Source organism: Enterococcus sp. FSL R5-0957 (genome assembly GCF_038008005.1).
GTDB classification, from domain to species: Bacteria; Bacillota; Bacilli; order Lactobacillales; family Enterococcaceae; genus Enterococcus_B; species Enterococcus_B faecium.
In genome coordinates this window covers 912222-924604 of sequence record NZ_JBBOYG010000001.1, presented here as the reverse complement: position 1 = coordinate 924604, position 12383 = coordinate 912222, and the positions used below count along the sequence as shown (strand labels likewise).

Annotated in this window: 9 protein-coding genes and 2 pseudogenes; 5 read left to right on the top strand and 6 right to left on the bottom strand. The window is 38.5% G+C overall.

What is annotated here, in order from left to right; translation table 11 throughout:
• Positions 1-174: 174 nt before the first annotated feature.
• Positions 175-657 carry a hypothetical protein gene (locus MKX69_RS04400; protein ID WP_002305696.1) on the bottom strand — a complete coding sequence of 161 codons (483 nt, stop codon included), beginning with the start codon at positions 655-657 and terminating at the stop codon, positions 175-177.
• A 207-nt stretch (positions 658-864) separates the two neighbouring features.
• On the opposite strand from MKX69_RS04400, the gene MKX69_RS04395 reads away from it, so the two are divergent.
• The gene (locus MKX69_RS04395; protein WP_002289810.1) at positions 865-1230 is read left to right on the top strand and encodes a hypothetical protein; all 366 of its coding nucleotides are present in this window, start codon (positions 865-867) and stop codon (positions 1228-1230) included.
• A gap of 61 nt (positions 1231-1291) precedes the next feature.
• Here the strand turns inward: MKX69_RS04395 and MKX69_RS04390 are convergent, their stop codons facing one another.
• Positions 1292-1861: a prevent-host-death protein gene (locus MKX69_RS04390; protein WP_002294835.1), complete on the bottom strand. Its 570-nt coding sequence runs from the start codon at positions 1859-1861 to the stop codon at positions 1292-1294.
• 73 nt (positions 1862-1934) lie between these two features.
• Positions 1935-3224, bottom strand: a pseudogene (locus MKX69_RS04385) (hypothetical protein).
• A gap of 257 nt (positions 3225-3481) precedes the next feature.
• Here MKX69_RS04385 and MKX69_RS04380 point away from each other — a divergent pair.
• From MKX69_RS04380 to MKX69_RS04365, 4 genes and pseudogenes are all read left to right on the top strand, one after another.
• Positions 3482-4426 (top strand): AAA family ATPase, encoded by a 945-nt coding sequence (locus MKX69_RS04380; protein ID WP_341008974.1) that lies wholly within the window; start codon positions 3482-3484, stop codon positions 4424-4426.
• Positions 4427-4439: 13 nt separating this feature from the next.
• Entirely contained in the window at positions 4440-4763 is a 324-nt protein-coding gene (locus MKX69_RS04375; RefSeq protein WP_002299544.1) for a hypothetical protein, read from the top strand.
• Positions 4760-5512 carry a DUF58 domain-containing protein gene (locus tag MKX69_RS04370; RefSeq protein ID WP_002294845.1) on the top strand — a complete coding sequence of 251 codons (753 nt, stop codon included), beginning with the start codon at positions 4760-4762 and terminating at the stop codon, positions 5510-5512. The genes MKX69_RS04375 and MKX69_RS04370 overlap by 4 nt, the downstream gene beginning before the upstream one ends.
• A pseudogene (locus MKX69_RS04365) lies at positions 5502-7673 on the top strand (transglutaminase domain-containing protein). Before MKX69_RS04370 ends, MKX69_RS04365 begins: the two are co-directional and overlap by 11 nt.
• 111 nt (positions 7674-7784) lie before the next feature.
• Here the strand turns inward: MKX69_RS04365 and copB are convergent.
• The 3 genes from copB to copZ are packed head-to-tail and all read right to left on the bottom strand — an operon-like array spanning position 7785 to position 12371.
• Positions 7785-9956, bottom strand: coding sequence for a copper/silver-translocating P-type ATPase CopB (gene copB, locus MKX69_RS04360; protein WP_002327341.1), 2172 nt, complete (start codon positions 9954-9956; stop codon positions 7785-7787).
• A 19-nt stretch (positions 9957-9975) separates the two neighbouring features.
• Positions 9976-12162: a heavy metal translocating P-type ATPase gene (locus MKX69_RS04355; protein ID WP_061605153.1), complete on the bottom strand. Its 2187-nt coding sequence runs from the start codon at positions 12160-12162 to the stop codon at positions 9976-9978.
• Positions 12162-12371, bottom strand: a complete 210-nt coding sequence (gene copZ, locus MKX69_RS04350; protein ID WP_002289040.1) for a copper chaperone CopZ — start codon at positions 12369-12371, stop codon at positions 12162-12164. Before copZ ends, MKX69_RS04355 begins: the two co-directional genes overlap by 1 nt.
• Positions 12372-12383 lie beyond the last annotated feature (12 nt).

Genomic DNA, 12383 nt, shown 5'->3' with positions numbered 1-12383 from the left:
CAACTAAAGTTTATCAGTCGACTGTAAATCCCTCGTATGGTTGCTGTAAAAATATAGTTAAGTTATGTAAAAATCATGTAAACGTTTTTCGCATTCTTTACATAATAATAAAAAAAGCATATGAGAAACATGCATTTTACGCAGCTCATATGCTTTTTTACTGATGATCCACCATCAATAGTTATTTTTTATAGATACAGATCGTTCACTTTTTATCCTGATTTCTGTCCAGAAGTAAAAAAATGTTGCAAGAATAAATGAGGCAATTACTAAATAGAACCATGGTTTGATCGTCAAGAAATACATGGAGGAATAAGCTGAATCCTTCAATCCACTCTCGCTCAAACCATTAGGGCCGATAATCAAGCGAGGCAGCAAAGAAAACATAGATGTAAATACTAATAAGCAAGAAAAGTAAAGCAGCTGCCAATTGTAGTGATTGATCAGAGATTTTGGTAATAAGAGACCTACACTTATCACTAAATAGAAAACAGTCAAAGCTGGAAAATTCCTAGAAACCACAAATCCGCTTCCTTGGATCAGGCCTAATATCTCCGCACCTTGTACAACAGCATTTACCCATGTAAAAGGTAGCAAAACGATAGGAAAAAACCAAAAAAATAAATAAAGCCGATCGATTACTGCTTTTCTTCTCATTAACGTTCCCCCAAACTACTTTTTCTCTCATCATACTATACAATTTTCTATCTAAAAAAATTAGGGGGAAAAACTTTTTTTTTAGAGATAATGGCATGAGAGTTTATTCATTTAATCTAGAAATAATGAAAAAGTAATTGATTATTGCAGGATTCAATTTACAATAAAACTAACAAAATAATAACACTTGTTAGGTGGTGATGAAAGATGATAAAAACTTGCTGGAAAAACCTTCCGTTGCTTTTATCTTTTGTTCCTTATGTGCATTTCGCCTTACTTCTTGATTTTCGTTATCATTCCGTAAGCGGGTTCATCACATTGATATTTTTATCTCTTTTTGCTGGATATTATTTTCAAAGGAACAGGCGTATTATATCTTTATTCATTGCCAATATTATATCTACTGTCACTTCCTATTTATTTTGCGCCAATTTTACTGAATGGCGTTACTTCTATCATCCTTTAAAACCGACCCAGCTGATCTTGCTTCTTGCAGGTATTTACTTAGTTCCACAAATCCTTGGGTCGTTATGGGCGGTAGCCTTATCTTATAAAAAAGCTCGGCATCCATAAAAACAAACCATATATGTACAAAGAGAAGCTACTTTCTTCTTTTTATACATATATGGTTTTCTTATAGCTCATGTAGAAAAATTTTCTTGATGATGATTTTATCCATCAATTGAGATTGACTGTTTTGCTCTCCTATGATTTCAGCTATGATTGTCCGATTTTGCGGTTTTCTTCTTAACTGGTAGTTGATTTTCCCAGTTTCCATCAACTCGCTAAGCATATCCACGACTCCGCCAAATCCGGTCTTTTTCGTAATAAAACCTAGTGCTACCATTCGTTCATCTAGATTTTTTGCTGTAATCGTCACACCAGTAATGAGCGAGTGCTGTAATGTTTGGGCCAGCTCTTCCATCCCTTCAGCATTGGATACGACGGAAGCTGTTTTGTTAATAGGTTCTTCGTTTATTTCTTTTGGTTCTTTCCTCTCCACTTTCACTGTTTGACGAAGGACATCTAGTTCTTGCAAGAGCGTTTCGTATTGTTCTTGGGTCAGCATCACGCCAGCTACTTTTTCACGATTAAATATATATACGCCAGTTCCCGCGTCTCGCGCTTGAGCAAATACATCCATCGGCGATCGTTTCACTTCTGTGATCGAAGATGTGGGAACTTCTAATTTCTTTAATTCCAATGGATTTCCTCCTTTACTAATCGCTTTTTATTATAGCACAGACTGACTTGTTTTGATCTTTTTTCCAAAGGTTTTATCGGTTTTTGCCTAACCAGTAATTGATATCGGTAAGAAGTCTTTCGATACCAAATGAAGGATGTTACAGATACGTTTTTTGATCTTCGTTATGGTCTAGTGGAAAAAAATGATCGGTGATCACTAGATCTGCATACCGAGGCGGCTTATTTCGAGTACATACATGTATAGAGATCCGTTTTCGATGTCTTAGCGTTTTGTTCAGTACCCCAGCAAGTCTTCTTGCTTCTTGGTGTTCATAGCGAAAAAAAAAGACGATTTTCACTTCAGGAGGGTGGACATCTAAATACCCTCGTTCCTGGAGTGTTTTCAGTAAAAGCATCCCCCACTCTACTGCGGGGTGTGCAAGTGCTTGTTGGATCGCTAGCCGAAATTGATATAGTTTATCTTTGGAATTGGGAAATTTTTCTAATGTTTCCTGATAATAACGAACTTCTTCTATCAGCCGGTCATGGATACCAATTACGTAACGAAGCCATTCTTGGTAAAGTACTTTTGTCAGCTTTGATTTGCTTTCGCTCTCAAATTCGCTATTCAGCCAAAACAGCGAATCAAGCTTTTCAGTCACAATCGTCAATTTCCGATAGTCTTGTGTCTCTTCTATCCGTTTCCACCGCTTTTCAGTAATCTGGTTACAGCTCAAGCGCAAAATTGCTAGATAATTTTTTTCTTTTATTGGCAAAATCTGCTCCTCTCTAAATAGCAATTCAGGAAACAATTCAAAGAATAGTGTTCGACTGTCTCCTAAAATCTCGATTTCTGCCGGATCCTTTCTTTGCTTCAATAATTGGATGAACATCTCAGAAAAGGACTGCTCTCCATCATCTGCAAAAAAATGCGGAAAATCTTTCAAAAAGCAAAACAGCAGATATCTTACTTTTCTTTCTGAACCAAAGATCTGTGCTTTTTTATAAGAAAAAGAAAGGTGGTACTCGCCAAACCACTTTCTCAATCGCTCTTGCGTAGAACGATCGTACTTCTGCTCTTAAGGTTCATTCAATAGCAGATTTTTCAGTAAACAAAACGGGGGTGATTGGATCAGAAAAACAAACAAGAGATAAGGTTCGCTATATCCTTGATCATAAACTAACTGAACGGTTTTCTTATGAAGAATCAGCTGGATGGGACAATCGCTTTCCGCCAAACGTTTCAGATGCCGATCCACTGTTTTAACATCGATTTTCAGTTCTTCAGCTAAATCAGCTTTTCGCCAGATCAAATCTTTCATTAGATTGATTAGTGAAAATAAATTCTGTGCATTTTTTGATAATAGTTTTTGCCATCTCATCGATCATTTCTCACCTGATTTCTAAACATATTGTTTGATCAAAATGGGTTCACTCCTAAAAAGATAAAAAACTCCCTTTCTATTTATTTAAATACGCAAATTTTCCTCATTATTTTTTATTTTACTCAATTTAATCGTATTCTCATTTCAAAACGAATGTACTTTAAAAAAACATAATAAAATCACTTTGCTTGTAGGATGTATTCCCTTCCATTACAATGAAATAAATAGCAATTTTATGAGAAGGTGATGTGAAAATGGAAGAAAAAATCGAAGAATCCAAACAAAAAATCGATCAGTTGATACAAGAATTAGAAAAAGCGGTCATCGGCAAACGTTCAACTATCCAATTGATGATCGTGGCCCTATTAGCAGGTGGTCATGTCTTATTCGAAGATATTCCCGGTGTAGGTAAAACGTTACTGGTCAAAGCACTAGCAAAAGCTGTACAGGGAACCTTCAGCAGAGTCCAATGTACTCCTGATCTGCTGCCTAGTGATATTCTTGGTTTTTCCGTATACAATTCACAATCAAAAGAGTTTGAATTTCGTCCGGGACCGATCTTTACCACGATCTTGTTGGCAGATGAGATCAATCGCACGACTCCTCGTACTCAGTCAGCACTTTTAGAAGCAATGGCCGAGAATCATGCAACGATCGACAACAATACATACCCTCTAGACAATCATTTTTTTGTCTTAGCTACTCAAAATCCAATCGAGTACGAAGGAACATATCCTTTGCCGGAAGCACAGCTCGATCGTTTTTTATTCCGACTACAAATCGGTTATCCTTCTTTTGATGACGAACTTTTGCTACTTTTAGATAGATTCGAAAAAGTGTTGGATAACTTAAATGAAGTATTGAACAGTTATGACATAGAAGAAATAAAAACAAATGTGGCGAATGTCTTTGTCAGTCCCGAAGTGGCATCTTATGCCTTGCAGTTAGTGTCAGCAACAAGAAGCCATGCTGCCATCCAGCTTGGCATCAGTCCACGAGGAAGCCTTTCCTTTATTCAGGCAGCAAAAGCTTATGCTTTAATCCATGGGAGAAATTACGTCACGCCCAAAGATTTGCAGGATTTAGTTCCTTACGTGTTTTCCCATCGCCTGATTTTTTACGATCGTTCATTGAAGGAAGACGAAAAAAAACAAATCATTCATACTCTTGTTGCACAAATTCCTATTCCTGTGAGGTAGATTGAGGTAGATAATGGAAAAAATCAAAGATTATTTCATTAATTTTGTGTTATTTCTGGTATATTTCATCATTGTGCTTTTTGCTCTTGTATTCAACAATTCTTTAGGCTGGTTCTTGTTGGCCTTTTTTACTCTTTATGTATCATGGAGCTTGATTTCATTAAGCAGCTTTCTAAAGAAACTTTCGGTTACTTGTACATTGCAGCCACTCGTTTATCGCAAAAAAAGTATGCAGGTTATTTTTTCCATAGCAAAAAAGAGAACTTTTTCTTTACCTCTCCCTCGTTTACAAATCGGCTTCCCAGCAATCTTTGCAGAAAAAAACAAGAGATTTTGATTCTTACAAATAAACCGCAAGAAGTCCAATTGCTTTGGCAGCCAAAAGAAAGAGGATGCCATGAAACATTAACTGTCATTTTTACAGCCTATGATAGTCTAGGACTTTTCAGAAAAAGTGCAAAAAGAGAGATCTCTTTTCCTGTGACTGTTCTGCCTGCTTTTTGTAAGATTCAAGCAGAAAAATTACAGAGAGTTCTGGAAAAAAAACAGCAGCTGAACGCGTACCAAAGAGGTCTTGATTTTCGGGAACATCGCGCTTATCGTCCAGGTGATTCTTTCAACCGAATCGATTGGAAATTGTCTGCTCATACTCAAGAGTGGTTATACCGTGAATACGATTATCAAGAAGAAGAATGTTCTCCTCTTTTTTGCTTTTGGGGTTCGCCCAGTCCAAAATTTGAACCTCTGCTAGACTTGTATTTTTCTTTATGGCATTTGAGAAAAGAAAAGCAGCCGGAACTTCTGATATTAGGCAACCGCGCCTTTCATGGCAAAGACCCCGGTCATACCTATTTTGCTTCTTTGGAAGCTGGCGATGAGAAAGCTTTTTTCGCACACTTGAAAAAATATGCAAAAAAACAAATCGTCCTCTTTGTTCCTGAGAATTCTCCTGAAGTCTCAGAAGCTATTGAAACATTGTCAAAAGATCGAACGGTTTATCTTGTTTATTTCGTAGAAAAACAACTCATGGTCCAAGAAAAAGACAAGATATGTTCATTGCCAGGAGGTGAATGGATTGACGATTAAACGGGAAAAATGGCTGCGTGGCGTTTACTCCTTTGTGATACTAAGTGTAGGTGCTCCGATATTTGTAGTAGCTAATCAATTGCAAAACAGCTACCTTCTTATCCTAACTATTGGTGTCCTATGCCTTATTGTCTGCTGTATTCCTAAAAAATGGGTACGTTTGCTGCTTTCTTTGCCAGTAATGATAGGTTGTTTGTTTTTATATTTTCCTTCGAAGACATTTTCCATATTATGGATCTTACAGTTTTTTTCGTCAGTCACAGAGGAATTCTTCCATCTATCCCAAGGTAAACTTTATTATTTGCCAGAAAAGACAGCTTTTTTTCTCATAATGTTGCTGATCTATTTATTTATTACATTGACCGTGGATTACGACTATTGGTACGCACCCTTTCTTTCTTTGATGGCTTACTTCATGATGCTTACCGTTTTTCGGAAAAAAGATTTACTGTACGAAATGATTGCGGTAGTAACTGTTTTGTTCGTGTATCTGGCAGCAAGGCAATTTTTCTCCATCCGGTTGTTGTCGGGAAACACTCGATTCCAGTCATTGACTACAGTTCTGCTTATTTGTTTCTTAACTTTTAGCGCTATCTTGCCTTTATATCTTCCGAAAGTACACCAATCTCTCGAGGAAACGAGTGAACCGATCCGAGAATATCTTAATGATGAAGGGCTTTATGACACACTCCATGAGTATCAATTAACCGGAAGTGCAAGAACAGGCTTCAGTGAGAATGATGAACAGCTTGGTGGACCTTTATATGATAATGGCGAAGTTGTTTTTACAGCGAACCAAAAAGGAAATGGCTATTGGAAGATCGAAAATAAAAATCATTACACCGGTTCTGGATGGATAGAAGATCAGGACGCACCCATCCAACCAATCCAAGAATTCCCTGTTGACATCACGAGCTACCAAACCGTTATAGAAGACAAAGAAAACATTACATTGACCCTAAAAAAACAAGCTTTCTTACCTTATCCTTATGGAAATACTACCTTGACTGATTTTTCATTAGCTAGTGGACAAACGCTTTACTATTTGCCTGAAAGCCAGCGATTCATTCCTGTCCCGAATGAATCGACACGTTCTGCAACTTTACAAACAGAAAGGTTAGTTTTTACGAGAGAAGAATTAAAAAGCAGTCAGTTAAAAGCTGATGATTTAGAAAATCAGCAGACAAATCTTCAATTGCCAAAAAGTTTGCCTAAACGTATTGAGGACTTGGCGGTCGAATTGACCAAAAATGAAGCAACTTTAATTCGTAAAGTCGAAGCTGTCTAACAGTATTTAAAAACAAGCGGAAATTTCCGCTATTCCAAAACGGATACCGGGCATACTCCGAAAGAACACGATTATGTGGATTATTTCCTCTTTGATTCAAAAGTCGGCTATTGTGACAAATTTTCAACTTCTATGGTCGTCCTTCTTCGAACACTTGGTATCCCAGCTCGCTGGACAAAAGGTTTTACAAATGGGCTCAGAACAGGCACAGATAATCAAGGGAATGAGGAATACAGCATTCTCAATAGTCATGCTCATTCTTGGCCAGAGGTATACTTTCCTGGATTTGGCTGGCTTTCATTTGAACCAACCCCTTCATTTGCCAATCCAATGGGTTCACAACCAGTTGCTGAAACAACCGAAACCGTCCAGCCTGCTATCGAACAACCAAATGAAAGCGAAAATATGGCAGAAACTATTTCCAGTGAGAGATCTGAGGTCATTCCATCAGAAGAAACAACACTCACACCAGCTTATAAAATCGTCTTATTCAGCCTTGGAGTGTGTTTATCCGTCTTGTTGTTCTTTCTATTGTTATTCAGAAAATCTCTGCGCTGGACAAGTTATCTTATCTATCTTCATTTTTTTGCTTCTACTAATACGATTGCATATCAAAAACTTCTTAACCCTTTGGAAACATTGGTACCGCGCAAACCCGCAGAATCTTTGCAGGAATATAGCCTGCGAATAGAACAAGAATTCAAGCTAGATCTGCGTTTCATTCGATTAACTACTCAATATGAAGCAGAAATATATGGACGACAAGCAGATCCGGTAAAATTCGATAAAAAAACCTATTTAGAAATAACGCGTATAATAAGAAAAACGGTATACAAAAAAATTCTGACAAAAGGGAGCCGCTTCAAAAAATAAGATAAAATTTCTGGAGAATCTACTTCTGGAATGCCGAGAACCAGCTGATTGAGTATCGATTACTCGAAAAAAAGGTTGTGACACGTTTTTTGTCACAACCTTTTTTCATTATTATTTGATTTTCAATGTCAAAGCATTTAGAGCTACAACTACCGTACTTAACGACATCAAGACAGCACCAACTGCTGGACTTAATATGATACCAATTGGCGCAAGAATTCCGGCTGCTAGCGGAATTGCAAGAATATTGTAACCTGCCCCCCACCAGAGGTTCTGGATCATTTTCTTTCGCGTTTGCTTGGCTAGATCAAGAAAATGCAAAATATCTTTTGGATCGCTGTTTGTCAATACGACATCCGCAGAATCGATTGCGATATCTGTCCCTGCACCGATTGCCATCCCGATTGAAGCACGGGCTAAACTTGGCGCATCATTGATCCCATCACCCACCATGATTACTTTTTTCCCTTGGTCAAGGTATTTCTGGACAACAGCTTCTTTATCATCTGGTAATAAACCGCCATAATATTCTTCGATCCCTAAATAATCTGCTACTGCTTGGGCAGCGTTTTTATTGTCACCAGTAAGCATGACAGGAGTGATTTTTCTTTCTTTCAATGTTCGGATAAATTCTTTTGCTTCTGTTTTTACTACGTCACCTAAAGCAACGATTGCAGCTAGATGATTTTCTAAAATCAGGAAGCTGATGGTATTTCCTTGTTCTTGGTAAGGTTTCAATAATGCTTGTTCTACGTTTAATCCGAGACGCTCAACTTCTTTTTCATTAACTATTTTCACTTGTTGTTTTTTGACTGTTGCCTCTAGCCCGACTCCTGAAAGATTTTTTAGATTTTCAGCTTGATAAGGCTTGATTTCATGTTCTTTCAAATAATTCATAATGCCAACAGCCAATGGATGATTGGCATTCGCTTCCAAGGCTCCTAGATATTGAAGGATTTCATTTTTATTGAACGCATCATCAAGTACTTCGACACCCGTTACAGTAAATTTTCCTTCTGTTAGTGTTCCTGTTTTGTCCAGCATGATCACATCTAGATCATTGGCTTGCTCCAGTGCATTGCGGTTTTTCAAAAGTAATCCGTTTTTAGCTGCTATTGATGTGGAGCGAGCAACAACTAATGGGATAGCTAAACCTAGAGCATGAGGACAGGCGATGATAAAGACTGTTACCATACGTTCTAATGCATTAGGAAGATCTGTCAAGAACAACCAGGCGATGAATGCCAGGATACCCACAATTAATGCGACATAAAACAGCCATTTTGCCACTTTGTCAGATAATGACTCTAGCTTGGATTTTTCTCCTTGTGCTTTTCGCACCATTTCCATAACCTTCGCTAGATAACCATTTTCACCAGTTCCAGTTACTTCGATTTCGATCGTTCCATCCCCATTGATAGAACCGCCAATCACTTTGTCATTGGCTTGTTTTTTGATTCCTCTTGATTCGCCAGTCACAGCTGATTCGTCAACAATTGTTTCACCTTTCAAGATTACACCATCTGTTGGCATTTTATCACCAGACCGGACGATCAAACGATCACCTTCGTTTACTTCTTTCAATGAAACTGTCTCTTCTTTTCCATCTTTCGTCAAGCGTTTCACTGATTCTGGCAGTAATTCTGCTAGTTTTTGTAAAGCATTGCTGGCATTCGACACAGCATTCATTTCAATCCAGTGACCTAGTAGCATAATAACGATCAAAGTAGCCAATTCCCAGAAGAAATCCATGACGTGTGTATGTGGATTGAGCAGATTTGCGATAAACGAATAGACACTATAAATATATGCAACTGTAATCCCCATCGCGATCAGTGTCATCATAGCAGGACTTTTTTGTTTCAATTCCATCTTAGCTCCACTTAAAAATGGCTGACCGCCATAGATAAATAGTATAGTTGCTAAGATCAATACGAGCCAATCAGAACCAGGAAACGTTACTTGAAATGGAAATTCCATTCCCATCATTGGTGAAAAAAGAATGATTGGGATAGCTAGGATAAGCGATAGCCAAAATTTTTGTTTGAAATTTCCCATGTGCATGGAATGATCCATGCCGCCATGATCGTGATCCATGTGCATCGAATGGTCCATTTGTTTGCTGTTTGCTATATCTCCATGGTTATGTCCCATGTGCATGGAATGGTCCATCTGGCTATGGTCATGTTTCATCTCCATCTGTTTTTCATGAGATTCTGTACTTTCTTTGTTTACTACTTCTTTTTTATGTTCATGTTTTTTCTCCATATCGTTCCCATTCATTTTTACTCCATCCCTTCTCTTACTTTTTCATGTGCCGATTTAAGCTCAGGGAGTTCAACAATACACTGACGGAACTAAACGCCATCGCTCCTCCTGCAATGATTGGATTCAAAAAGCCTAGTGCGGCAAAAGGAATACCAATCGTATTATAGACAAAAGCCCAGAAAAGATTTTGTTTGATTTTTCTCAATGTCACCCTAGACAACTCGATTGTTTGTGCAATGGATGCCAAACTGCTACTCATCAGCGTCACATCGGCTGTTTCCATCGCGATATCCGTTCCACTTCCCATTGCCATACCAACATCAGCTAATGCTAAAGCCGGTGCATCATTGATTCCATCGCCTGCCATACCGACTTTTTTTCCATCTTTCTGAAGTTTTTCTACGTAGGCTGCTTTATCCTCTGGAAGTACTTCAGCAAAGATATGCTTTGGATCAATACCAACTTGTTTACCAATCGTTTCGGCTGCCAGTTTGTTGTCTCCTGTCAGCATAAAAACATCTAATCCTTTATTCTGGAGCTGCTTGATTGCTTGTTTGGCTTCTAGTTTGATTTGATCAGCCACGGCAATCAACCCGATCACTTGCTTTTCATCAGCTAAAAACATGACTGTTTTTCCCTGCTGTTCTAATTCTAACGCGTGTTCTTGGTATTCATCAAATGATAGGTTCAATTCAATTAATCGTTTACGTGTACCCGCAAAATAGCGTACTCCGTTAATCGTACCGCTGATTCCAGCACCTGGGTGAGCTGTAAAATCAATCATATCGTATGTTGCTGCTTCTTGCAGTTTTCCGTATTCCACGATTGCTTTACCTAGTGGATGTTCAGAAGCTTGTTCTAAAGTATAAAAAATAGATAGGACTTCTTTAGAACCGACTAGATCTGTAACTTTGGGCTTTCCTTCTGTAATCGTCCCAGTTTTATCCAAAACAATGCTGTCTAAGTGAGCAGCTGCTTCTAATGCTTCTCCGCCTTTAATTAAAATTCCATTTCGTGCACCAACACCCGTTCCTACCATAATAGCTGTTGGAGTCGCTAAACCTAATGCACATGGACACGCAATGACTAATACAGAGACACTATGGATCAATGCGAGTTGCCAATCACCAGTGATCAAACCTGTAGCTATGAGCGTGATAAACGCGATGACTAATACGATCGGAACAAAAATCCCTGAGATCCGATCTGCGATTTTTTGGATTGGGGCTTTGCTCCCTTGAGCATCTTCCACCATTTGAATGATTTGCGCTAATACTGTCTGCTTGCCGACTTGTGTGACTTCCATGTGTAGCAGACCATTCGTATTGATTGTCCCGCCAAAAAGCGTGTCATCCGGATTCTTTTCTACAGGAAGATTTTCACCAGTAAGCATACTTTCATCTATCGCACTGCTTCCTGAAATAATTCGACCATCTGCTGGAATCTGCTCACCAGGACGGATGACTAGTTGATCACCAACGACTACTTCTTCAATCGCTAACGTTTCTTCTTTCCCGTTTCTTATCACTTGGGCGGTTTTTGTTTGAAGAGACATCAATTGTTTGATTGCATTACCTGTTTTCGTTTTTGCTGTATGTTCCAAATATTTGCCGAGCAAAATCAGCGTGATGATCATACTGCTGCTTTCAAAATAAAGATCTTGGGGGTGTCCACGGAAAAATCCGTTGTAAATGCTCAATGCAAAGGCAGCCGATGTTCCAATTGCTACCAATACATCCATATTTGGTGCTTTCGTCTTGATTGCATGGTACGCACCTTTATAAAAACGAGCACCGACATAAAATTGGACAGGAGCAGACAGCACTAACTGGACGATTGGAAAATGAAAAAAGTGAACAATCGCCGCATGGCTTCCTAACATCATAGCAATCATTGACAACATCAACGGCAAAGTCAAAACCGTACTCAATATAAGATCGAATAGCATTTTTTTCAAATACGCTTGCTTTTCTTCTGCAATTTTTTGTTTGTGGGCTTCATCGTACAAAATTGCACCATAACCGATGTTTTCTACGCTTTGAATTAATTTTTCAGTGGTCGTCCCTTCATATTTGACACTTGCTTTTTCAGTGGCCAAGTTGACTGTGGCATTGACCACACCAGGTTGTCCGTTCAGCTCTTTTTCGATCCTAGCAGAACAATTTGCACAAGTCATACCTGTAATGACGAACGTATCCATTTTGGTTTCTGCTGTTGCCATCAAATCACCTCTGCTTTATAACCCAATCCATTGATTGCTTGACAAATCTTTTCGGATTGAACTTTTGTTTCATCAAACTTGACCGTACCGTTTGCTTTTTTCAAATTTACTTTCACTTTTTGCACGCCGTCAAGTGCGCTTACTGTTTCTTCTACTCTTGCTGCACAATGATTGCAGCTCATACCTTCGATTGAAAATTGTTGTTTCATTTTTTCTTCCTC